Source organism: Haloprofundus sp. MHR1 (genome assembly GCF_005155585.1).
GTDB lineage: Archaea > Halobacteriota > Halobacteria > Halobacteriales > Haloferacaceae > Haloprofundus > Haloprofundus halophilus.
This window is the reverse complement of sequence record NZ_CP039833.1, coordinates 2,729,662-2,750,733: the sequence shown is the minus strand read 5'-3', so window position 1 is coordinate 2,750,733 and position 21,072 is coordinate 2,729,662. Positions and strand designations below refer to the sequence as shown.

The 21,072-nt window shown below is 66.7% G+C and carries 22 protein-coding genes; 14 read left to right on the top strand and 8 right to left on the bottom strand.

The genetic code is table 11. From position 1 onward, the window contains the following. Positions 1 to 13: 13 nt before the first annotated feature. On the bottom strand, positions 14 to 1,090 hold the full coding sequence (locus tag FCF25_RS13950; RefSeq protein ID WP_117591250.1) for a phytoene/squalene synthase family protein: 1,077 nt from the start codon (positions 1,088 to 1,090) through the stop codon (positions 14 to 16). A gap of 119 nt (positions 1,091 to 1,209) precedes the next feature. Between FCF25_RS13950 and FCF25_RS13945 the strand changes: the two genes are divergently transcribed. Continuing rightward, positions 1,210 to 2,352: an acyl-CoA dehydrogenase gene (locus FCF25_RS13945; RefSeq protein WP_137049110.1), complete on the top strand. Its 1,143-nt coding sequence runs from the start codon at positions 1,210 to 1,212 to the stop codon at positions 2,350 to 2,352. 263 nt (positions 2,353 to 2,615) lie between these two features. Then, positions 2,616 to 4,298, top strand: coding sequence for an NADH-quinone oxidoreductase subunit D (locus FCF25_RS13940; protein WP_137049109.1), 1,683 nt, complete (start codon positions 2,616 to 2,618; stop codon positions 4,296 to 4,298). A gap of 37 nt (positions 4,299 to 4,335) precedes the next feature. Here FCF25_RS13940 and FCF25_RS13935 read toward each other — a convergent pair whose 3' ends face one another. From FCF25_RS13935 to FCF25_RS13925, 3 genes are all read right to left on the bottom strand, one after another. Next, positions 4,336 to 5,250 carry a mechanosensitive ion channel family protein gene (locus FCF25_RS13935; protein WP_137049108.1) on the bottom strand — a complete coding sequence of 305 codons (915 nt, stop codon included), beginning with the start codon at positions 5,248 to 5,250 and terminating at the stop codon, positions 4,336 to 4,338. Beyond that, entirely contained in the window at positions 5,250 to 5,495 is a 246-nt protein-coding gene (locus FCF25_RS13930) for a YhbY family RNA-binding protein (RefSeq protein WP_117591254.1), read from the bottom strand. Before FCF25_RS13930 ends, FCF25_RS13935 begins: the two co-directional genes overlap by 1 nt. Before the next feature lie 84 nt (positions 5,496 to 5,579). Further along, positions 5,580 to 5,861, bottom strand: coding sequence for a ribonuclease P protein component 4 (locus FCF25_RS13925; RefSeq protein WP_117591255.1), 282 nt, complete (start codon positions 5,859 to 5,861; stop codon positions 5,580 to 5,582). A gap of 210 nt (positions 5,862 to 6,071) precedes the next feature. Here FCF25_RS13925 and FCF25_RS13920 point away from each other — a divergent pair, with 210 nt between their 5' ends. Both FCF25_RS13920 and FCF25_RS13915 read left to right on the top strand, forming a co-directional pair. Continuing rightward, entirely contained in the window at positions 6,072 to 7,130 is a 1,059-nt protein-coding gene (locus FCF25_RS13920; RefSeq protein WP_137049107.1) for a glycosyltransferase family 4 protein, read from the top strand. A gap of 73 nt (positions 7,131 to 7,203) precedes the next feature. After that, positions 7,204 to 8,316, top strand: coding sequence for a glycosyltransferase (locus FCF25_RS13915; RefSeq protein WP_117591257.1), 1,113 nt, complete (start codon positions 7,204 to 7,206; stop codon positions 8,314 to 8,316). A gap of 27 nt (positions 8,317 to 8,343) precedes the next feature. Here FCF25_RS13915 and FCF25_RS13910 read toward each other — a convergent pair whose 3' ends face one another. From FCF25_RS13910 to FCF25_RS13900, 3 genes are all read right to left on the bottom strand, one after another. Next, positions 8,344 to 8,799: a hypothetical protein gene (locus tag FCF25_RS13910; RefSeq protein ID WP_137049106.1), complete on the bottom strand. Its 456-nt coding sequence runs from the start codon at positions 8,797 to 8,799 to the stop codon at positions 8,344 to 8,346. 156 nt (positions 8,800 to 8,955) lie between these two features. After that, on the bottom strand, positions 8,956 to 10,389 hold the full coding sequence (locus FCF25_RS13905; protein ID WP_137049105.1) for an NAD(P)/FAD-dependent oxidoreductase: 1,434 nt from the start codon (positions 10,387 to 10,389) through the stop codon (positions 8,956 to 8,958). 120 nt (positions 10,390 to 10,509) lie between these two features. After that, the gene (locus FCF25_RS13900) at positions 10,510 to 11,295 is read right to left on the bottom strand and encodes a DUF2797 domain-containing protein (protein ID WP_137049104.1); all 786 of its coding nucleotides are present in this window, start codon (positions 11,293 to 11,295) and stop codon (positions 10,510 to 10,512) included. A 205-nt stretch (positions 11,296 to 11,500) separates the two neighbouring features. Between FCF25_RS13900 and FCF25_RS13895 the strand changes: the two genes are divergently transcribed. The 3 genes from FCF25_RS13895 (at position 11,501) to FCF25_RS13885 (ending at position 14,350) form a co-directional block, all read left to right on the top strand. After that, positions 11,501 to 12,703, top strand: coding sequence for a S8 family peptidase (locus tag FCF25_RS13895; protein ID WP_137049103.1), 1,203 nt, complete (start codon positions 11,501 to 11,503; stop codon positions 12,701 to 12,703). Positions 12,704 to 12,813: 110 nt separating this feature from the next. Then, complete coding sequence (locus FCF25_RS13890; RefSeq protein WP_137049102.1) at positions 12,814 to 13,968, top strand: S8 family peptidase; 1,155 nt, start codon at positions 12,814 to 12,816, stop codon at positions 13,966 to 13,968. 37 nt (positions 13,969 to 14,005) lie between these two features. Continuing rightward, positions 14,006 to 14,350: a BsuPI-related putative proteinase inhibitor gene (locus tag FCF25_RS13885; RefSeq protein ID WP_137049101.1), complete on the top strand. Its 345-nt coding sequence runs from the start codon at positions 14,006 to 14,008 to the stop codon at positions 14,348 to 14,350. Between the two features lie 12 nt (positions 14,351 to 14,362). Here the strand turns inward: FCF25_RS13885 and FCF25_RS13880 are convergent, their stop codons facing one another. Next, entirely contained in the window at positions 14,363 to 15,307 is a 945-nt protein-coding gene (locus tag FCF25_RS13880; RefSeq protein WP_137049100.1) for an NAD-dependent epimerase/dehydratase family protein, read from the bottom strand. 196 nt (positions 15,308 to 15,503) lie between these two features. Here FCF25_RS13880 and FCF25_RS13875 point away from each other — a divergent pair, with 196 nt between their 5' ends. The 7 genes from FCF25_RS13875 to FCF25_RS13845 all read left to right on the top strand — a co-directional run bounded on the left by FCF25_RS13875 (position 15,504) and on the right by FCF25_RS13845 (position 21,002). Further along, on the top strand, positions 15,504 to 16,040 hold the full coding sequence (locus FCF25_RS13875; RefSeq protein WP_117591264.1) for a tRNA (cytidine(56)-2'-O)-methyltransferase: 537 nt from the start codon (positions 15,504 to 15,506) through the stop codon (positions 16,038 to 16,040). 269 nt (positions 16,041 to 16,309) lie between these two features. Then, positions 16,310 to 16,834: a transcription factor gene (locus FCF25_RS13870; protein ID WP_117591265.1), complete on the top strand. Its 525-nt coding sequence runs from the start codon at positions 16,310 to 16,312 to the stop codon at positions 16,832 to 16,834. After that, positions 16,834 to 17,508: a DUF2110 family protein gene (locus FCF25_RS13865; protein WP_137049099.1), complete on the top strand. Its 675-nt coding sequence runs from the start codon at positions 16,834 to 16,836 to the stop codon at positions 17,506 to 17,508. Before FCF25_RS13870 ends, FCF25_RS13865 begins: the two co-directional genes overlap by 1 nt. Continuing rightward, positions 17,505 to 18,299 carry a DUF5803 family protein gene (locus FCF25_RS13860; RefSeq protein WP_117591267.1) on the top strand — a complete coding sequence of 265 codons (795 nt, stop codon included), beginning with the start codon at positions 17,505 to 17,507 and terminating at the stop codon, positions 18,297 to 18,299. Before FCF25_RS13865 ends, FCF25_RS13860 begins: the two co-directional genes overlap by 4 nt. Positions 18,300 to 18,396: 97 nt before the next feature. Continuing rightward, positions 18,397 to 19,104 carry a molybdopterin-binding protein gene (locus FCF25_RS13855; protein WP_137049098.1) on the top strand — a complete coding sequence of 236 codons (708 nt, stop codon included), beginning with the start codon at positions 18,397 to 18,399 and terminating at the stop codon, positions 19,102 to 19,104. Positions 19,105 to 19,424: 320 nt separating this feature from the next. Continuing rightward, positions 19,425 to 19,712: a HalOD1 output domain-containing protein gene (locus FCF25_RS13850; protein ID WP_198665627.1), complete on the top strand. Its 288-nt coding sequence runs from the start codon at positions 19,425 to 19,427 to the stop codon at positions 19,710 to 19,712. 225 nt (positions 19,713 to 19,937) lie between these two features. Then, the gene (locus FCF25_RS13845; RefSeq protein WP_137049097.1) at positions 19,938 to 21,002 is read left to right on the top strand and encodes an ATP-NAD kinase family protein; all 1,065 of its coding nucleotides are present in this window, start codon (positions 19,938 to 19,940) and stop codon (positions 21,000 to 21,002) included. Positions 21,003 to 21,072 lie beyond the last annotated feature (70 nt).

Genomic DNA, 21,072 nt, shown 5'->3' with positions numbered 1-21,072 from the left:
CCGGTCGCGACGCTCAGTCCGCCTGTTGGGCGACGCGGTGGTACGGCGCGCGAGCGATGGCCTCGCGGAGCTCCGCCAGCGAGTGTCGTCCGCCGCTCGTCATCGCGCCGACGACGGCGAACACCTCCTGCCGGGACACTTTCACGCCGCGGCCGGTGAGCGCGTCCTCGGGGTTCGCCGACAGCTCGCGGAGCGTGCCGACGGCGAGGAGGAACGGAATCGCCCACGCGGCGAGGGTGTTGCCGTCGGTCGTCGGAACCGTCTCGAGGTACGTCTGCGCGTCGTCGAGGAACGACCTGGCGTGGTCCGCCGTCCGGCGGACGACGGTGGTCGAACCGGCTTTGTTCGCGGGGTCGACCACGTCGTCTTGGGGGATACCCTCGTCTTCGAGCCACTCCGCCGGGAGGTAGACGTTGTTCTCCTCGGTGTAGTCGTCGTAGACGTCTTTGGAGATGTTGACCAGTTGGAGGAGGAGGCCGAACTCCTCGGCGGTGTTGTAGAGGCGCTTGCGGCGTTCGGAGTCGATGTCGCCGCGGGTGACGAGATTCGTGATGAGGTTGCCGACGGTTCCGGCGGCGTAGTAGCAGTACTCTTCGAGTTCCTCGCGCGACTGGATGCGGAGGCCATCCGTGTCGGCGTAGCGTTCGACGAACATCGCCATCCCCTGGACGAGTTCGCGGGCGGGCGGCGTCACGGCTTCTCGGACGTCGGCGGGCAGCGCCTCGAACGTCCGGAAGACGCGGGGTGACTCGGCGACGACCTCCCAGTCGTCGTTTCGAGCGTCCGGAGCGGGCACCCACGGGCTGACCGCCTCGGTGAACTGGTCGATGGTCGTTTCGTCTGCGGGGTCGAGCGCCGCGTCGTACAGACGGAGCAAGCGGGCTTGCTCGTCGGCGGGGATGTGCTCGGCGTCCTCGACGGTGTCGGCGATACGGCAGACGAGGTAGCCGAGACAGATGTACGATGACATCGGCTCGTCGAGGACGCGCACGGTGAGTGCGAACGTCCGCGAGACGCCTTGGACGGCGTCGTGACACCACTGCAAGTCTGCGTCGTTCCCGGGCGGGCGGGCATCTGCGTCTTCAGGCATCCGAAGTAACCGTGCTTACGGAAGGAGACATAAAAAGCCTCGTGGCACTTCCGTCAAATGTGAACAGCTCACGCTCTACACCCGGAAAACCTAAACGGTCGACGGTGAAAAACCGGAGTATGGACTTTCAGCTCTCCGCGGAGCAGAAGCAGATCCGGGACATGGTCGCGGAGTTCGTCGACGAGGAGGTTCGGCCCGTCGCCGCCGACATCGACGAATCTGACGAGTTCCCCGCCGACCTCGTCTCCGAGATGGCCGAGCTCGGCCTGATGGGGATGCCGTTCCCCGAGGAGTACGGCGGCGCGGGCCTCGACTACCACTCCTACGCTATCGGCCTCGAAGAGATTTCACGCGGCAGCGGCGGCCTGGGAACCGTCGTCGCCGCCCACACGAGCCTCGCGGGCAACATGGTGTACGCCTTCGGCGACGAGGAACAGAAACGGGAGTACCTCACGCCGCTGAACACCGGCGAGGACATCGGCGCGTTCGCGCTCTCGGAGGCGGGTGCGGGCAGCGACGTGCCCTCGATGACGACAACAGCAGAAAAGGACGGCGACGAGTACGTCGTCGACGGCGGCAAACTCTGGATCTCGAACGGTTCGGTCGCCGACACGGTCACGCTGTTCGCGAAGACGGACCCCGAAGCGGGCAACAGAGGAATTAGCTCCTTCATCGTCCGTCCCGAGGAGGACGACGGCTTCGTCGTCGAAGGCACCGAGCACAAACTCGGCGACAAGGGCTGTCCGACCGCCGAACTCCGCTTCGACGACATGCGCATCCCCGAGGACCGCCTGCTCGGCGAGGAGGGCGACGGCTTCGTCCACGCGCTGAAGACGCTCAACGGCGGTCGCATCACCATCGCCGCGCGTTCCATCGGCATCGCTCGCGCCGCCCGCGACGACGCCCTGCAGTACGCCCAGGAGCGCGAGCAGTTCGACCAGCAGATCGCGCGCTTCCAGTCCATCCAGCACAAACTGGCCGACATGGACACGAAGATACAGGCCGCGAAACTCCTGATGCACCAGGCTGCCGACAAGAAGATGCGCGGGGAGAACTTCATCAAGGAGGCCGCGCAGGCCAAGTTGTACGCCAGCGAAATCAGCCGCGAAGTCGCGAACGAGGGCATCCAGATTCACGGCGGCTACGGGTACACCAAGGACTTCCCCGCCGAGCGCTACTACCGCGACGCGAAACTCAACGAGATTTACGAGGGGACGAGCGAAATCCTTCGTAACACTATCGCGGCGCAGATGCTGGACTGAGCGCCGCGTTTTCTCCCTCAGATATCCGTCTCTCTCAGCGGACACTCGTGTCAACTACAGATAATCCTTTTCAGCGGTCGCCGCGCACGCTAGTCGACGGAGACGAGTCGCCGACGGCCCTCGGTCGTCCGAGAACTGCTCGAAGTCAGGTCGTCAGCGCCCGGGAGACCACCGATGACACGACGCAACTCAGAACCGCCGTGTTCGCGGCCGAACCGACGTACCGCGCGACCGAGTAGAACCGCGACGGGTGGTGCGTCGGCATGAGTCTCGAAGAGTCACAGCCGGAGGCGACGACGCCCGCCGTCGAGCAGACCACTGAGGAAGAACTCGCCGACCTGCTCGGCGACCTCGTCGTCGACCGCGACGACCACAAGAACGCCCCGGCGTTCGTCATCCGGCCGGACACGGTCCAAGAGACGCTCTCGACGCTGAGGGACGAGGCGGGATTCGACCACCTCTCCTGTCTCTCCGCGCAGGAGTACGGCGACCGCTACGAGTCCATCTACCACCTCAAGAAGTACGCCGACCCGACCGACGAGGTGAGCATCGTCGTCCCGACGCCGAGCGACCGCCCGGTCAGCCAGTCGGCCGAACCGGTGTTCCGAACGGCCGACTGGCACGAACGCGAGGCGTACGACCTCGTCGGTATCGAGTACGAAGGCCACCCCGACCTCCGGCGCATTCTCCTGCCGGAGACGTGGCAAGGTCACCCGCTGTCGCTCGACTACGACCAGAACCGACCCCAGATAGTCACGCTCCGCGAGAGCAGGAACCCCCTACAGCCGGACCGCCGCGTTTCCGGCGAAGACGACCAGGAGACGGACACGATGCTGCTCAACATCGGGCCGCACCACCCGGCGACCCACGGGGTGCTCCACCTCAACTGCATCCTCGACGGCGAACAGGTCGCCCACGTCGACCCCGACATCGGCTACCTGCATCGGTGCGAGGAGCAGATGTGTCAGAACGGGACGTACCGCTACCAGATAATCCCGTACTCGGACCGCTGGGACTACACGGCGAACATCCCCAACGAGTGGGCTGTCGCCCGCGCCATCGAACACCTCGCGGACCTCGACGTGCCCGAGTACGCGGACGTCCTCCGGACGATGTCGGTCGAACTCGGGCGGATGCTCGGCCACTTCCTCGCCGTCGGCACGTTCGCGCTCGACGTTTACGGCGACTTCACCGCTATCTTCATGTACGCCGTCCGCGACCGGGAGAAGGTCCAGAACATCATGGAGGACCTCACCGGCCAGCGGATGATGTTCTACTACTTCCGTCTGGGGGGTGTCGTCTGGGACCTTCCCGAGCCCCGAGACGAATTCTTCGAGAAAGTCAGGGATTTCCTCGAAGAGCTCCCCCCGACGCTCGAAGAGTACCACGACCTCATCACCGGCAACGAGATTCTGCAGTCGCGCACCGTCGGTACCGGGGTGTTGCCGCCGGAGGTCGCCAAGGACTACGGCGTCACCGGTCCCGTCGCCCGCGCCTCCGGCATCGACTACGACCTGCGCCGAGACGACCCCTACGGGTACTATCCGGAACTCGACTGGAACGTCTGCGTCGAAGACGGCTGCGACAACTACTCGCGGTTGCTCGTCCGCCTGCGCGAGGTCGAGGAGTCGGCGAAGATCGTCGGCCAGTGCATCGACCTGCTCGAAGACTGGCCCGAGGACGAACGAAACATCCAGTCGAACGTGCCGCGGACCCTCCGTCCGGAGGACGACACGGAGACGTACAAGGCGGTCGAGGCGGCCAAGGGGGAGATGGGGATATACGTCCGCGCCGACGGCACCGACTCGCCCGCGCGGTTCAAGATTCGGAGTCCGTGTTTCAACAACCTCCACTCGCTGCCGGAGATGTCGAACGGCGAGTACGTCCCCGACCTCATCGCGTCGCTCGGCAGTCTCGACATCGTCCTCGGATCCGTAGACCGATAGGGAGCAAGAGAGCGCGGGCGGACGCTCCGACGCCGATTCAGTCGTCGGCGCTGGCCATCACGCGGTCTAACCCCTCGATGTCGAGAGAGCCGGAGAGGGTGCGGTTCGGGAACGGGATGTTGATTCCCTCGGCGTCGAACCGCTGTTTGACCGAGGTGACGTACTCGCCGCGGGTCTTCACGAAGTCGGCGCGACTCGGTTGCGAAATCCAGATGCGCGACTTGAGGACGACCGCCGAGTCGCCGAGTTCCGTCAGGCGGACCGACGGTTCGGGGTCGGCGAGGATATCGTCGCGCTTCCGGGCCTCTTCGAGAATGATCTCCGTCGCCTTCTCGATGTCGTCGCCGTAGCCGATGCCGAACGGCACCTGCAGGCGGAGTTTGTTCTTCGCGACGGGGTTCTTGATGACGCCGTCTGTGAGGTGGGAGTTCGGCACCGTCAGCAGTTCGTTGTCGAACGTCCGAACCCGAGTGACGCGGAAACTGATGTCCTCGACGATGCCGGAGTTGCCGTCCCACTCGATCCAGTCGCCGATGCGGAACGGTCTGTCGGTAAAGATGAACACGCCCGCGACGAAGTTGGCGATGACGTCCTGCATCGCGAACCCGATGGCGAGCGTCGCCGCCGCACCGATCGTCGCCAGCGCAGTGAGGATGTTGCCGAACCCGGCGGCGGCGAAGGCGACGCCGACGGCGACGAAGACGATGACGACGCCGAACAGTTTCCGCAGCGGTTTCTGGGCGTGCGCCTCCAGCCCTCGGTTGTCGAGCAGGCGGCCGACGACCGGCAGGAGGAGGAGTCGGCCGATGAGGTACACCGCGACGAAGACGATGAGAAACGTAATCGCCGAGTCGACGGTGTTGGCGTACGCGACACTCTCGTCGAGGCCGAACGTGTTGACGAGAAATCTCGAAATTGGCCCGCGCGGATCGACCTGCAGCGGGATTCCCATCAGTGGTACACCGCCGTGTTCCCCCGCGTCTCCACCAGTTTCGCGTTCACCGCCTCAGCGAGTTCGTCGGCGAGTTCGTCGGTCGACGTTCCACCGCGGGCCGCCCGCAGGAACTTCACCTTCACGAGTTTCCGGTCGTCGAGTTGGTCGCGCAGTTCCTCGGTCACCGCTTCGATGCCGCTCTTGCCGACCCAGACCGTCACGTCGAGGTCGTGGGCCTCTTTGCGTAACTCGTCGTCTACCATCTGTCCCGTCGTAACGACGCGGGAGGTTTGAACCTTTAGTTACGGACCGACGTTACCGGTCGCTGAAAGCCATCGAGACTGCACTCAGTCGCGGTACGGATAGCGGGCGATGTGACCGCAGTCGCAGCGAATCACCACGTGGCCGTCCTGGAGGCGGACGCGAGCGTTGACGCTCGGCACGAGATAGACGTCGCAGGCGTCACAGGAGAAGCGCTTGAACTCGCGGGGGAGGCCGCAGCGGTTCCGTTCGGAGAGGCGGCGAGCGAGGCGGACGTACTCGCGGGAGCGGTCGAACTCGCGCTCTTTGGTCGCCTCGCGGGCGAGTTCGTGTAATCGCGCGATGCGCTCCTCGGCGATGCTCGGCATTCGTCCTGTAGTGGGTCGGGGTTTTCTGAAAGGTGTTCCGAAGCGTTCGTCAACTGGTGGAACTGCACCCAATGGTGGTTCGTCCGGCAATCGCTGGTGGGATTTTCGAGGTCTCGTCAGAACGGGACTACTCCCTCGTACTTCCCGCTCCACCTCTCACCCACCCGAAGCCGCTACACTAAAAGCCGTCTCCAGCGAACCGACGGAGCAGTGCGCGTCCTCAACTACCTCGAACTCGCTTCACGACTCCACCGAAGCGGCATCGGCACGTCGACGGACCACCAGCGCGCCGCGCTCGAAGCGACCGACGTCGAGGTCGTCACCTCGCCGTGGCGCGGCGGGTCACCGGCCCGAATCCCCCTCAGCGCGCTCGGCGGTCGAAACCCCGTCGTGGAGTTCGACGTCGCCCACTGCAACCTCATCGGACCAGGGAGCCTCGCCGTCGCTCGGCACGCCAAACACTACGACAAGCCGCTCGTGCTCCACAGCCACGTCACGAGCGAGGACTTCGCCGAGAGTTTCCGGGGGTCGAACCTCGCCGCGAAGCCGCTGCGGCGTTACCTCCGGTGGTTCTACTCGCAGGCGGACCTCGTGCTCTGTCCCAGTCAGTACACGAAAGGTATCCTCGAATCGTACCCTGTCGACGCCCCCATCCGGCCGATATCGAACGGTGTCGACGTCGAATCGCTCGACGGGTTCGAGGGGTTCCGCGAGGAGTACCGCGAGCGGTTCGGACTCGACGGCCTCGTCGTCTTCACCGTCGGCAACGTCTTCGAGCGCAAGGGGCTGACGACGTTCTGCAGGCTCGCCGAGGAGACCGAGTACGAGTTCGCGTGGTTCGGCCCGTACGACTCCGGGCCGCAGGCGTCGACGGAGGTGCGGCACTGGACCGAAAATCCCCCGGAGAATGTCACCTTCACCGGCTGGGTCGACGACAAGCGCGGCGCGTTCGGCGCGGGCGACGTCTACCTCTTCCCGACGAAGAACGAGAACCAGGGTATCGCCGTCCTCGAGGCGATGGCCTGCGGGAAGGCGGTCGTCCTCAGAGATATCCCCGTCTTCGAGGAGTTCTACACCCACGGCCGCGACTGCCTGAAGTGCTCGACCCGCGCGGAGTTCCGCCGCGCGCTCGACCTCTTGGCGCGAGACCCCGACCTCCGGGAGCGACTCGGCGAGAACGCGCGAGAGACGGCGGCCGAACACAGTCTGGAACGCGTCGGCGAGGAACTCGTGCGAGCGTACGAGGACGTGTCGGCCGGGCGGGTCTGAGCGTCGCCGACGGCTCTCGGTCGACGGCGAAAAGTCACAACGACTTAACCGCGAGTCTCCGAATCTCGTGACAATGCACTCGGTCGTCGCGTTCACCGACACCTACCTGCCCACCGTCAACGGCGTCACCTACACCGTCGAGTCGTGGCGCGACCGCTGGCAGGCCCGCGGCGGGCGGATGGACGTGGTCTACCCCGGTTCGGACGGCTACGACCCGGGAGACGGCGAGTACCCCATCCGGAGCCTCCCGTTTCCCTTCTACGACGGGTTCCGGTTCGGACTCCCGCGCGTCCCCCGGGCGGTGCGAGACGTCGACGTCGTCCACGCGCACACGCCGTTCGCGCTCGGGCTCGGCGGCCTCCGCCTCGCCCGCCGCGAAGACCTGCCGTTCGTCGTCTCCTACCACACGCCGAGCAGCGAGTACGCCTCGTATCTCACCTCGCGCGAGCGCCTCGAATCCGGCATCGAGCGCCTCTCGGAGTCTTACGAGCGGTGGTTTCTCGGTCACGCGGCGGCCGTCGTCGTCCCGAGCGAGGCGACGAAGCGCGACCTACAGAGCCGTATCGCCGACGACGCACCCATCCGCGTCGTCCCCAACGGCGTCGACACCGACCGCTTTCGCCCCGTCGACGCGACGGCGTTCCGCGAGCGACACGGTCTCACGGATGCGGGGACGCTCGTCGGCTACACGGGCCGACACGGCTACGAAAAGTGTCTCAGCGACATCGTCGAGGCCGTCGACGGACTCGACGCGACGGTCGTCTTCGGCGGCGACGGCCCCGCGCGCGAGCACCTCGAAGCCAGGGCGCGCCAACGCGGCGTCGACGCCCGCTTCTTCGGCTTTCTCGACCGCGAAGAGCTCCCGGCGTTCTACAGTTCGCTCGACGCGTTCCTGTTTCCGAGTCCGGTCGAGACGCAAGGATTAGTCGCGCTCGAAGCCAACGCCTGCGGAACGCCCGTCGTCGGCGTCGACGAGGGCGCGCTCTCGGACACTATTGAGGAGGGCGTCACCGGCTATCACTACGACCTCGGCGACACGGCGGGGTTCAGAGCGGCTATCGAGCGGACGCTCGCCGAGGCCGGAGAGCTCGAACGGCGGTGTCTCGACCGCCGGGAGTCGATGAGCGTCGAGCACGCCGTCGACCGCCTCGCGGACGTGTACGACGGAGCCACGGCGGAGGCGTAGCGAGAAAAGTCGGCGTCGGAAGTCGGCCTACCGGTCTTCGAGCGCGTCGGCGATGCGCTGGAGCTGTCGGGTCTGGTCGCGGACCTCGTCGCGGAGCTGTCGAACTTCGCGGACGAGCGCCTCGTTGTCGTCACTTTTCTCCTCGGACCGACCGCCGGGGCCGCCGCCCATACCGCCCGGACCGCCGCCGCCCATCATGCCGCTCATCATCTGCGCGAACGGGTTGCCGCCGCCGCCCATGCCGCCGGGGCCGCCGCCCATACCGCCGGGGCCGCCGCCGCCCATCATCTCGGCCATCGGGTCCTCGCCCTCTTCCCCGCGCTCCTCTCGCTCCTGGGCGCGCCGCTCTCGAATCTCCTCGACGCGCTCGCGGAACGATTTCTCTTCCTCCTCGGAGTCGCCGGAGTCGGCGTTGACGTTCTCCTCGGCTTCGACGTTCACGTCCTCAGATTCTGTCGACTCGTCGGGTTCGTCTTCTGGCATGAGTCGCCGTTCGCACGCCACGCCGAAAAGCGTTGGCACTCGGGCGACGGAGCGGCGGCGTCTGGCGATTTCGACGGACCAAGAGAGCCGGTCGACGGCGGACACACTGACGCAGTTGGCCTCGGTACCCTCCGCAAAGGGGGACGAGAGAGCGAGTCACTGTTTGAGATGCGGCGACTCCCGGACTCGGGCCAGTTTCGGACGGTAGGCCGAGATGCCGCCGCTCGGTTTGAGTACGCGCCACGCGATCGCGGGTCGAAACAGCGTCGTCGGCGGTTGCTCCATCATCACCACGCGAAAGTGGGCGTCTCGCAATACGCCGTCGGTGTGAGCCCTCCGGAACAGCCGGGAGAGATACCGACCGACGAGGTCGTTTCCCCGAGGTTTCGGTCCGGTCGTCTCCGGGAACTGGAAGTCGCCGCCGACGGCCATCGTCCACGCGATGTCGACGACGTCGGACGCCCGCGCGAAGAAGCGTCGGGCGAGGTCGTCGCGGCCGCCCGCCGCGAGCGCGTGATGGAGGAGGACCGCCTCCAGCGAGGCGACCGACATTCCCTGCGCGTATATCGGATTGAAACTCGCGATCGCGTCGCCGACGACGACGAGGCCGTCGGGGAATCGGTCGAGGTCCTCGTACCGGCGTCTCCGATTTGACGGGAACCGGTAGTGGACGACGTCGTCGGCCGTCTGGTCGTGTTCGCGGAGTATGTCGGCTACGTCTGAGACGGGAAGCGTCGCCGCGTACGCCTCGAACTCCTCGAACGTCGTCGGGGGTCGCTCGCCGTGGACGCCGTACAGCGTCACCAGCCACTGGTCGCCCTCGATAGGGACCATCCCGGACCCACGGGGACACGCCGGCGAAGCCGCGACGACGTACGAACGACGCTCGGAGGGCGGCCGTTCGATGAGGGTCGTGCTGTACGCGAGGTCGATGTACACCTCGTCCACGGGAGGTGACTCGTACCCGATGCGTTCCAACCACGCCGGCGTTCGGCTCGTCCGACCGGAAGCGTCGACCACGAGGTCGGTAGCGAGCACCGCTCCGCCCGACTCCTCGTCTTCGACGGCGACGCCCGTCACGGTGGTCCCTCGGTCGTCGAGGCGGTAGTCGACGACTCGGCAGTTCGGTCGGAGTTCGACGCCGTCGAGGTCGGCGACGCGACGGCGGAGTAACTGCTCGTACAGCGAGCGAGTCGCCCCGTACTGGGGGATGCGCTGCGGACCGTCGGCGAGGTACTCTCCTTCGAGGTAGAAGTGGACGTCCCGAGAGCCGTCGAACACGACGCCGCCCGACGAGAGCAGCTCCTCGCCGTAGCCCAGGAAGAGGTCTTCTATCGTCGATTCGCCTCCTTTCAGGAGAACGTGGACGTGGCGCGCTTGCGGCACGCCGCGACGGGCGACCGGTTCGTCCGGGAGCGAGTCTCGCTCGACGACGACCACCTCGTCGAACCCGTCGGCGAGAACGCGCGCCGCGAGTAGTCCCGCGACGCCCGCTCCGACCACTACCGCCCGTTCGCCCCACTCGGGTGCCCGTTCTCCCCACTCGGACGCCCGCTCGCTGTCGTACCGTGGGACCGTTGCTAAGGTCATCGTCGTCACTCTCCAAAGCGTGAGTTCGCGCAGTGATGTGTTAGCTGTTACCACGCAGCACTAAAGGCGGGACATACCCGGAAAACGGCCGGTTCGCCTCTCGAACCGCCGGTGCGGTAATCACCCGAACGCGCCGAGGCTCGACTGTAGCTCTCGGTCGCTCTCGCCCTCGCGGAGCTCGTAGCCGACGAGGTCGCGCATGTCGACGGCGTACGTCGTCCTCGCGTTTTCGAGGACGAGCAGTCGCCCCTTCGTGCCGATGACGCGCCCGGCGGCGATGGTCTCGCCCATCGGTCGGCTGTCGAGGCTGAAGCCGTAGTCGAACGAGAAGGTGTCGAGCGGGTCGAACTCGGCGAGAAGCGATTCCCACTGCTCGGCGTCGACTCGTCGGTGGAGACCCGCCCGTTTCGTCGGGACGCGCACCCGGTCGGTCAGCTCTCGGGCGAGTTCGGACTCGATTTCGCGGGCGATGCGGCCGTTTTCGACGGTTCGGAGGTGGGCGGCCCTGTCGGCACCCTGCTCTCGAAGGCGGGTGTCGAGTCGCCACTCCTTGGTGACGCCGACCTTGAACACGTCCGGCGCGAACGCCGCGAGGTAGACGGCGTGGTCGTCGAAACAGTCCATCTCGTCTTTGAGACACGTCCCTCGGCAGCGCGCGCAGACCCACGTGCTCCGGTGGTACTCGCAGTGGGGGGCGTCGTCGTTCTCGCAGGCGTAGTGGCCCTCGTCGGCGACGGTGCCCGCGCAGTGTCGCCCCCCGAGTCGGTACGCGAGTTCGTCGCCGGCGTCGAGCGGGAGATACTCGACTTCGGTCGGGTCCGTCGGTGTCCCGTCACCGAGTGTCGCCCCGCCGCTCAGCGCGAGATAGAGTCCTCCGTCGAGTGAATCGTAACCGACGACTTGCACGGTTCCCAGTATCCGGTCCGACGGTAAAAGCGTCTCTCTCGGCGGCGCGTACCGTCGCACCCGACGCAGTTTCGGCCGCGTCTCTCTCCCTTCGATCAAGTCTCTCCCCCATCTGACAGTCTGGTGTCGGAGAGAGAACGGCCCTCACGACGGTCGTGTCGGTCGAAATTAGAGATAAGCGACAGTGGTCCGAACCACTCGAAGGATGTCGAGACAGTCAGCGGCGACGCGCAGAGGGGTGTTGCGGGCGGTCGGCGGGGGCGCGGCGACCGGACTCGCGGCGGGGGGCGCTCGGAGGGGAGGCGGAAACGCCGGTGACACCGCCGTGGTGAACGTCGGGATAGACGCGACAGTCGGAGCCCCCGGTTGCGACGTCGTCCGCCGGGTCGCAACCCGAGTCGTCCGGCAGTTCGCCTTCGACGCGCTGACGGTCGAACTGCCGCGGGAGGCCGTGGCGACGCTTCGGCGACGCCCCGAGGTCAGGTACGTCGAACCCGACAGGACGATGCGAACGTATCAGCAGTCGGCGTCTCAGACGGTTCCGGAGGGCGTCTCCCGTATCGGCGCGCGACTCGCCCACGAGGCGGGCGTCACGGGCGACGGCGTCGACGTCGCTATCGTCGACTCCGGCGTCGACTCCGACCATCCGGACCTCCGCGAGAATCTCGGGGACGGGCGGGCGTTCGTCAACTGCCGGGGTCGGCCGCGACTCTGCCGCGTCACCGGCAACGGGAACGCCTGCAAGACCAACTGGGACGACGACGACGACCACGGAACCCACTGCGCGGGCGTCGTCGGAGCCCTCGACAACGACGAAGGAGTCGTCGGCGTCGCTCCCGAGGCGACGCTCCACGCGGTGAAAGTGATATACTGCGCCGGGGTCGGGCTGGTCTCCGACATCGCCGCCGGAATCGAGTACGTCGCCGACAGGGGCTGGGCCGTCGGGAGCCTCAGTTTCGGCTCGCAGCGTCCGACGAACCTCGTCCGCGACGCCTGTCGGTACGCCGCCGACGAAGGGGTGTTACTCGTCGCCGCCGCCGGAAACGGCCGTTCACGGCCGAACACCGTGGGGTTTCCGGCGACGCTGCCGACGGTGTTGGCGGTGAGCGCCGTCGACCGTAACGGCGGGTTCGCGGGTTTCTCGTCGACGGGACCCCGAATCGACATCGCAGCTCCCGGCACGGGCGTTCGTTCGACGGTTCCGGGCGGCTACAGGACGTACTCTGGAACGTCGATGGCGTGCCCGCACGTCGCCGGGGCCGCGGCGCTTCTCGTCTCGACCGGGCTCTCGACGACCGAAGCCCGCGAGCGACTCGTCGGAACCGCCGACGACCTCGGGCTCGGACGGGTCGAACAGGGTGCCGGTCTGCTAAACGTCGCGGCCGCGCTGGACCTCGGTGACGACTGATTCCTCAGCTCAATACTGTTAGTAAATATCTACATCAAGAGTGTAATTTATCGGCAAAATAGTTCAATTCCTGAAGTTATAAAATAGATTAATTCTTCTGACTGTTCGCAATGTCGGATGATACCACGGGTGTAACTCGGCGTAACGTGCTGAAGACGACGGGCGTAGCGGTCGGTGTCGGCGGACTCGGCGGACTGGCGACGGCGAAAGGTAACGACAACCTCGTCGAAGTCAATCTCGGATATAGCGAGCGGAGCGGCAGACGAGCGGCTGAAAACGCCGCATCGAGCGTCGTCCGACGGTTCAACTTCGACGCGATGACCATCGAGGTCGACGAGAACGCGGTGAAGGGTCTCCGGAAACGCGGAGACGTTCGCTACGTCGAGGCCAACGGTCAGATGCACGCGTTCGCGCAGTCGACGCCGTACGGAATCGACCGCGTCGACGCGGACGTCGCCCACGACAGCGGCGAGACCGGCGCAGGTGCCGACGTGGCTATCCTCGACACCGGTATCGACTCCGACCACCCCGACCTGCAGGCGAACCTCGGCGAAGGCAAGGCGTTCGTCTCGGCGAAAGGGCCGTACGACGAGTCGTGGGACGACGACAACGACCACGGCACTCACTGCGCCGGGACGGCCGACGCTGTCGACAACGACGAGGGCGTCGTCGGCGTCAGCACGGAGGCGACCCTCCACGCGGTGAAGGTGCTCGACAAGCGCGGCAGCGGGTCGTTCTCCGACATCGCGGCGGGTATCGAGTACACCGCCGACCAGGGCTGGGACGTCGCCAGCATGAGCCTCGGCGCGTCCAGCGGGTCGCAGACCATCAAGGACGCCTGTACCTACGCCTACGACCGCGGCGTGTTCCTCGTCGCCGCCGCCGGCAACGACGGGCCGTGCAGCGACTGCGTCGGCTACCCTGCCGCCTACTCGGAAGTCGTCGCCGTGAGCGCCACCGACAGCAACGACGACCTCGCCTCCTTCTCCTCGACCGGGTCGGAGGTCGAGATCGCCGCGCCCGGCGTCGACGTGGAGTCGACGGTCCCCGGCGGCGGCTACGACGTGTTCTCGGGTACGTCGATGGCGTGCCCGCACGTCGCCGGCGCGGGTGCGCAGCTGATGGCCAACGGGTACACCAACACCGAGGCGCGCGACCGACTCGCCTCGACGGCCGAAGATATCGGTCTCGCGTCGAACGAACAGGGCGCCGGACTGCTCGACACCGCGGCGGCGCTCGGTCTCGACTCTTCCGACGACCTGTAAACCCGAACGTTATTCCTCGCTTTTTCGTACCCAACGTATGTTCACAGCAACGCTCACCGCGACGCCGCGAGACGACCTCGTAGAGTTCGGACTGACCGTCGAGAACCGGGGAGACGAGCGCGCGACGCTCTCGTTCCGTGACGCTCAACGCGCGGAGTTCGTCGTCAGCGACGCCAGCGGCGACGGCGAAGTGTGGCGCTGGAGCGACGGCCGCATGTTCGCGCAGATGCTCGGGAGCGAGACGCTCGACCCCGGCGAGTCGACGACGTTCGAGGGCCTCTGGAACGACCCGGAACCGGGCGACTACGTCGCCGTCGGCGAACTGACGGCCGTCGACGCCGACGCGGAGGCGCAGACGAAGTTTTCGGTGGAGTCGGTGTGACCGACGGGCCGACTACGACTCGCGCTCGGTGCGAAGTTCGTCGTACAGTTCCTCTGCGGCACGTTCGACCGCCTCGTCGCTGGCAGTCGACGGCTCCCACCCGAGCGCGGAGAGTTTCTCGATGGAGAGGCGCATCTTCGGCACGTCGCCTTTCCACCCGCGCTCGCCGCCGGTGTACTCGTACTCGGGGTCCAGTCCCATCACGTCGGCGACGATGTCGGCGATGCGGTTGACCGAGGTGGTCGTCCGCGTCCCCAGATTGTAGGTGTTCATCGATTTGTCCGCGTTTTCGACGACGTGACAGATGGCGTCGACGCAGTCCTCGACGTAGAGGTACGACTTCTCCTGGCGGCCGTCGCCGAGAATGGTGAGCGTCTCGGGGTCGTCGAGCAGTTTCTCGATGAAGTCCGGGATGACGTTGCCGCGCTGCTTCGGCCCGACGATGTTGGCGAAGCGGAACACCCACGCGGTGAAGCCGTGCGAGTGCGCGTACGTCGACATCAGCGCCTCGTCGGCCAGTTTGCTCGCGCCGTAGGCGCTGATGGGTTCGATGGGCGCGTAGTCCTCGGGCGTCGGCCGCGGGGCCTCGCCGTAGATGGTCGAGGAGGAGGTGAACGCGACGTCGTCGACGCCGGCCTCGTCCATCCGTTCGAGGACGTTGTACGTCATCTCGGTGTTCTCCTCGAACAGTTTTCTCGGGTCCTCGTAGTTCGTGTCGGTGTACGCCGCGAGGTGGAAGACGACGTCGACGTCCTCGGTGATTACCTCGGCCACGTCGGCCGATTCGCGCATGTCCGCCTGGACGAACTCGACGTCGTCGGGGACGCGTGACTCGGTTCCTTTCGAGAGGTCGTCGGCGACGACCACTTCGTTCTCGGTCGACAGTTTCGCCGCGAGGTGCGACCCGACGAGACCCGCCCCGCCGGTGACGACGACTCGCTTGTCTACGAGGTTCATACTCCAACCTCCGCCGACGGCAGTAAGTCGATTGTGGTCGCTCGCGCGTTACGAGAGTCGGTCGGAGCCGTCGTGGCGGCGTCGGGACCGTCGCGGGGGCATCGGAGCCGTCGTGGCAGCGCCGAAGTCGTCGCACCAGCATCGCAACTCGTCGAGTTCCGAAACCCCCTAACCGACGGCTCGCCTCGGACAGCGCATGCAAGACGAATCCGAAGTCGTCGTCCTGCGACTCGGGCACCGACCGGGCCGCGACGACCGGATGACGACGCACATCGGGCTGACGGCGCGGGCGCTCGGCGCGGACCGCGCGCTCCTCGTCGGCGACGCGAGCCAGTCGGAGACGACGGTGCGAGACATCACGACGAGATTCGGCGGCCCGTTCGAGGTCGAAGTTGTCGACTCCTACCGCGATATCGTCCGCGACTGGAGGGGGACGGTCGTCCACCTCACGATGTACGGCGAGCGCGTTCAGGACGTAGAGGACGACGTCAGAGCCGCGCACGCCGAGGAACCGATTCTCGTGGTCGTCGGCGCGGAGAAGGTCCCGTTCGAGGTGTACGACTACGCGGACTTCAACGTCGGCGTGACGAACCAACCTCACTCGGAGGTGGCGGCGCTGGCGGTGTTCCTCGACCGCCTGTTCGAGGGCCGGGAACTCGAACGGGAGTGGGAGGACGCCGAGCGCGAAGTGATTCCGATGGAGACGGGCAAGCGCGTCGAAGAGGTGGAGTGAGGCCGTCGGCGCCGACGCGCCCGGGGGTGACTCACCGCGTGAACCGAATGGCGGACAGCCGGCGCTGTAGGGTTCCGCGGCGGCGCGCCGGACACCCGCCTCGACCGACCGCGGACGGCGTTCAACTCACGGCGCGAACTGGTCCCGTCACCGCACAAAAACCTCGGCCCGGGCACCTCGGGGGCGTCTAAAACCGACGCGTCGCCGAAGCGTCCCGTCGACGCCGCTATCCGGTGCTTTTAAACGATTCTGCGACAGAGGATAGGGTAATGGCTTTTGAGGACCTGCTGGGAGACCCTGTCATTCAGAAGTACCTCCACGAGCTGGTCGGTCCGACGGGAATGCCCGTCGCCGCCGCGCCGCCGGACGGGGAGGTCACCGACGAGGAGCTCGCCGAGGAGCTCGGTCTCGAACTCAACGACGTTCGTCGCGCGCTTTTCATCCTCTACGAGAACGACCTCGCGACGTACCGCCGCGTCCGCGACGAGGACTCCGGGTGGCTCACCTACCTCTGGACGTTCGAGTACGACAACATCCCCGAGAACCTCGAAGAGGAGATGCACCGCCTGCTCGACGCGCTCGAAGAGCGCCAGGAGTACGAACAGACCCACGAGTTCTACCTCTGCGAGGTCTGTTCGATCCGCTTCGAGTTCGGCGAGGCGATGGACTTCGGCTTCGAGTGTCCCGAGTGCGGCTCCCCGTTGGAGTCGATGGAGAACAACCGCCTCGTCGACGCGATGAACCGACGAGTCGACGAACTCCGCGAGGAACTGAACGCCGACGTGACCGGCTGATGGTCGTTCTCGCAACCAAATGTTACGTCGAAGGTGACGCCCGCGAGCGGACGCTCGACAGTCTCCGGTCGCTCGTCGCGAACGAGATTGGCTCGCTGGACGTGGAGTTCACCGTCGGCGTCCGCCACGACGAGTTCGTCGCCGTCACCGTCGAAGGCGACGACGAGACGGTCGCACGCAACGCGCTCCGCGAGGAGTGGGGCGAAATTCCGACGCATCTCGACGCCGGAGAGACGTACATCGGCACGCTCGAATCGTGGGACGACGACGGGTTCGCCCTCGACGTGGGCGAAGAGATTCGCATCCCGAGCGCCGAGATCGGGCTCGGGCGAGGTACCCCCTCACAGATTCGCGAGCGGTTCGGACTGGTCCAGCACCAGCGCCTCAAATTCGTCTACGGCGGCGACGACGAACCGTCGCGGCTGGCCGACGAGACGCGCGACCAGTTGTACGACTGGCGGCGCGGGGCGGGGCGGGTCAACGTCAACAGCGCCACCCGCGGCGAGGTTCGCGCGACGGTGAACCGCGCCGGACACGCGAACGACATCGTCACCGTCGAACGACTCGGCCTCCTCGAGCAGAGCATCATCTGCGCCGAGGGGACCGACCCGCCGGGGCTTCTGGCAAGCATCGGCTCGTATCTGCCGTCGGAGCTGCGCTGTGTCATCCCATGAACCGTCGACTGCTTTTGGCCTCGGCCGCCGTCGTCCTGCTCGTCGCCACCTCGGGGTGTCTCGGCTTCTTCGGCGACAACGAGATTCCGCCCGACCGCCTCGACGGCAACGTCACCGGCGAGTACAACTGGGACGCCGACGCCGACGTTTACATCAACGTCTCCGAGCGGGCGACGTACCAGGCGGTGTACCGCTTCGAGGGCGACGAACTGAGCCTGTACCGCAACGACGGCCTCGGCACCGAGAGTCCCCTCTACGTCGAGGCGGTTCGCTACCGTTACCCGAACGGAACCGTCGTCAACGGGACGACGCTCATCGAGCGCGGCGGCTCCATCGAAGAGCAACGAGACGCCGTCGTCGTCGAACCGCCGGCGGACGCGCCGTCGAACGAGGCGGGCCAGTTAGCGTTCACGGGCCAGAGCACCCCGAAGCAGTTCTCGCTGCCGACGTTCGTGAAAGGCTCCTACGAGATCGTCCTGCCGGAGGACCGCCGCGTCGACGTACCGATTCTGAGTAGCACGCGGCCGAGTGCGGACCGACAGAGCCTCGAAGACGGTCGCGTCCACCTCCACTGGGACGACGTTCAGCGCGACGTGATCTCGGTCCGGTTCTACCTCGAACGCGACCTCTACATCTTCGGCGGCATACTCGGCGTCTCCACGCTCGTCGCGCTCGTCGGCGGTCTCTACTACCGCCGGCGTATCGCGGAACTCCGGCGACAGCGCGAGGAGCTCGGACTGGACGTCGACACGTCCGACGACACCGGTCGTCGCCCGCCACCGGGGATGTGACGCCGTCGCTGCGAAACTCCGGAACCCCGAAGCTCGCATCGACGCCGTCGCCGACGAGAACGCGGGACTTTTCGACGCGCCGCCCCTCTTTCGAGCGATGCGAATCGCAATCGTCAGCGTCGGCGACGAACTGCTCGTCGGCGACACGGTGAACACGAACGCCGCGTGGCTCGGCGAACGACTCGACGCGCGCGGCGCGACGGTCGAACGCGTGACGACGGTGCCCGACCGCCTCGCCGACATCGCCCAAGTGGTCAACGAGTCGCTGGCCGCCTACGACGCGGTCGTCGTCACCGGCGGTCTCGGACCGACGCACGACGACGTGACGATGGAGGGCGTCGCGGCGGCGGTCGGCAGGTCGCTGGAACCGCACGCGGAGGCGTCGGCGTGGCTCGCCGACCGCGGTGGCTACTCGGCGGACGACGGCGACCCGCGAACGGTCGAACTCCCGGCGGGCGCGCGTTTTCTCCCGAACGACGAGGGCGTCGCGCCGGGTGCCGTCGTCGAGTCGGTGTACGTGCTGCCGGGCGTCCCCGCGGAGATGAAGGCGATGTTCGGACGCGTCGAAAACGAGTTCACGGGAACCGAGACGTACGTCGAGCGCGTCCTCGTCGACGAACCGGAGAGTGCACTCGCCGACAGGTTAGCCGACTTACAGCGTCGCTTCGACGTCACCGTCGGAAGCCATCCGGGCGACGGCGTCCGCGTGAAAATCAGCGCTGCCGACGCGGGGGCGGCGAAGGACGCGGCCGGATGGCTCCGCGAACACGCGAACGTCATCGACGTCGACGCCGCGGACGACTGAGTCGCAGTCGCACACGGCGTCGGCTCAGCGGTAGAGGTAGAGCAGCCAGCCGACGGTGATGAGCAGGCTCAACAGGAGCACGACGCCGCCGGTTTCGGCGATGGGCAGCGACTGTTCGGACGCGAGTACGTACATGAGCGACACGTTATCAGGCACGCCGTTTAACTGTTCGCGGTTTGCACTCGTAGGTATCGGACGACACAGCCGTCGAGCCGAGACCGGGGACACGAACCCGAGAGTGTCGGATTCGAGCGAATCAGTCTACCGAGAGCCAACAGACATGGGAAACTTGAACTACGTTGCCGAGGTGCGCTACGACCATGGATGACCGTGCGGCGTCACTGACGGAAGTGGCCGTAAACGCCGCCTCGTGGGACGAGACGATGCCCCCGAGCACCGCCGCCGTGGTGGCCGTGGCCGAAGTGAAAGACGTCGACCCCCGCGAGATGCAACCGCTCTACCGGGCCGTCGACCCGGACGCCCTCGACGCGTTGTTCGCTAAGCAGTCGGCGTCGTCCGTCGCGTTCGACCTCTCGGGATACGAAGTGCTCGTCACGAGCGGCGGCCGAGTGCTCGTCTTCGAGAGCATCCCGGAGTACGGCCGATAGCGGGCGGAACGACGCGACCATCGGTTCGACATCGTAATCGTCGATTCGACATCGTAACCACCGATTCGATATCCGAGCGCCGAGTCGACATCGCGAGCGTCGATTCGCCAGTGCGGTAGACAGTCACCGATTCGTCCGCGGAGTCGACACGGTTCGTCCGCGAAATCGACACGACTCGTCCGTGGAGTCGGCGTGCTTTTGGCGTCGCCGCCGCAGCCTTCGAGTATGCGCATCGGCGTCGTCGTCAACCCGATCGCCGGGATGGGTGGGCGAGTCGGACTGAAAGGGACGGACGGGAAGGTCGCTGAGGCGAGAGAACGAGGTGCGGAGCCGCGCGCACCGGAGCGAGCGCGCCGCGCGCTGACCGAACTCCGCGAACGCGTTCCCGACGCGGCGCTCGTCGTCTACGGCGGCGAGATGGGCGAGGACGCCGCCCGGGCGGTCGGCTTCGACCCGGAGGTCGTCGGCGCGCCGAGCGACGAGGAGACGACGGCCGACGACACCCGGCGCGCCGTCGAAGCGTTCGTCGCCGCCGGCGTCGACCTCGTCCTCTTCGTCGGCGGCGACGGTACCGCGGCCGACGTCGCCGAGGCTCTCTCGGAGGCGGGGAGCGAGACGCCGATGCTCGGCGTCCCCGCGGGCGTCAAAGTGTACTCGTCGGTGTTCGCCGTCTCTCCGGAGGACGCCGCGGGTATCGCCGCCTCCTTCGAGCGCACCGAGCGCCGCGAGGTGATGGACATCGACGAGGACGACTACCGCGAGGGCGAGGTCCACCCCGAACTCCGCGCCGTCGCCGTCGTCCCCGTCGCCGACGACTTGCAGTCCTCGAAACAACTGGGCGGCGGCACCGTCGAGGCGCTCGCCGAGGGCGTCGCCGCCGACGTGAAACCGGGCGTCACCTACGTGCTCGGCCCCGGTTCGACCGTCGGCGCGGTGAAGGAGGCGCTGGGGTTCGAGGGGTCGCCCATCGGCGTCGACGTGTGGCGAGACGGGGAACTGCTCGTCCGCGACGCCGGCGAGTCGGAGATTCTCGACGCGCTCGGCGAGGAGAACGTCGTCGTCGTCTCGCCCATCGGGGGACAGGGGTTTGTGTTCGGCCGCGGCAACCCGCAGTTGTCGCCCGCGGTCGTCCGCCGCTGTTCGGTCGAAGTCGTCGCCTCGCGCTCGAAACTCGACGGTATCTCGGTGCTGCGCGTCGACACCGACGACCCCGAACTCGACGCGGAGCTGCGAGGCTGGACGAAGGTCCGCGTCGGCCGCTTCGAGCGCCGGATGATGAAGGTCGTCTGAGCGCCCGCGCTGCCTCCATCACCCGTCGAGTCCCGTCGCGACTCCGAGCCGAATTCTCCCGATTTATGAT

Bases quoted from the DNA above. Each gene is read 5' to 3' on its own strand.
- FCF25_RS13945 (WP_137049110.1), top strand. From the start codon at position 1,210: ATGGACTTTCAGCTCTCCGCGGAGCAGAAGCAGATCCGGGACATGGTC.
- FCF25_RS13890 (WP_137049102.1), top strand. From the start codon at position 12,814: ATGTCGGATGATACCACGGGTGTAACTCGGCGTAACGTGCTGAAGACG.
- FCF25_RS13895 (WP_137049103.1), top strand. From the start codon at position 11,501: ATGTCGAGACAGTCAGCGGCGACGCGCAGAGGGGTGTTGCGGGCGGTC.
- FCF25_RS13885 (WP_137049101.1), top strand. From the start codon at position 14,006: ATGTTCACAGCAACGCTCACCGCGACGCCGCGAGACGACCTCGTAGAG.
- FCF25_RS13950 (WP_117591250.1), bottom strand. From the start codon at position 1,090: ATGCCTGAAGACGCAGATGCCCGCCCGCCCGGGAACGACGCAGACTTG.
- FCF25_RS13905 (WP_137049105.1), bottom strand. From the start codon at position 10,389: ATGACCTTAGCAACGGTCCCACGGTACGACAGCGAGCGGGCGTCCGAG.
- FCF25_RS13860 (WP_117591267.1), top strand. From the start codon at position 17,505: ATGAACCGTCGACTGCTTTTGGCCTCGGCCGCCGTCGTCCTGCTCGTC.
- FCF25_RS13865 (WP_137049099.1), top strand. From the start codon at position 16,834: ATGGTCGTTCTCGCAACCAAATGTTACGTCGAAGGTGACGCCCGCGAG.
- FCF25_RS13870 (WP_117591265.1), top strand. From the start codon at position 16,310: ATGGCTTTTGAGGACCTGCTGGGAGACCCTGTCATTCAGAAGTACCTC.
- FCF25_RS13940 (WP_137049109.1), top strand. From the start codon at position 2,616: ATGAGTCTCGAAGAGTCACAGCCGGAGGCGACGACGCCCGCCGTCGAG.
- FCF25_RS13925 (WP_117591255.1), bottom strand. From the start codon at position 5,861: ATGCCGAGCATCGCCGAGGAGCGCATCGCGCGATTACACGAACTCGCC.
- FCF25_RS13855 (WP_137049098.1), top strand. From the start codon at position 18,397: ATGCGAATCGCAATCGTCAGCGTCGGCGACGAACTGCTCGTCGGCGAC.
- FCF25_RS13850 (WP_198665627.1), top strand. From the start codon at position 19,425: ATGGATGACCGTGCGGCGTCACTGACGGAAGTGGCCGTAAACGCCGCC.
- FCF25_RS13845 (WP_137049097.1), top strand. From the start codon at position 19,938: ATGCGCATCGGCGTCGTCGTCAACCCGATCGCCGGGATGGGTGGGCGA.
- FCF25_RS13875 (WP_117591264.1), top strand. From the start codon at position 15,504: ATGCAAGACGAATCCGAAGTCGTCGTCCTGCGACTCGGGCACCGACCG.
- FCF25_RS13915 (WP_117591257.1), top strand. From the start codon at position 7,204: ATGCACTCGGTCGTCGCGTTCACCGACACCTACCTGCCCACCGTCAAC.
- FCF25_RS13935 (WP_137049108.1), bottom strand. From the start codon at position 5,250: ATGGGAATCCCGCTGCAGGTCGATCCGCGCGGGCCAATTTCGAGATTT.
- FCF25_RS13930 (WP_117591254.1), bottom strand. From the start codon at position 5,495: ATGGTAGACGACGAGTTACGCAAAGAGGCCCACGACCTCGACGTGACG.
- FCF25_RS13910 (WP_137049106.1), bottom strand. From the start codon at position 8,799: ATGCCAGAAGACGAACCCGACGAGTCGACAGAATCTGAGGACGTGAAC.
- FCF25_RS13880 (WP_137049100.1), bottom strand. From the start codon at position 15,307: ATGAACCTCGTAGACAAGCGAGTCGTCGTCACCGGCGGGGCGGGTCTC.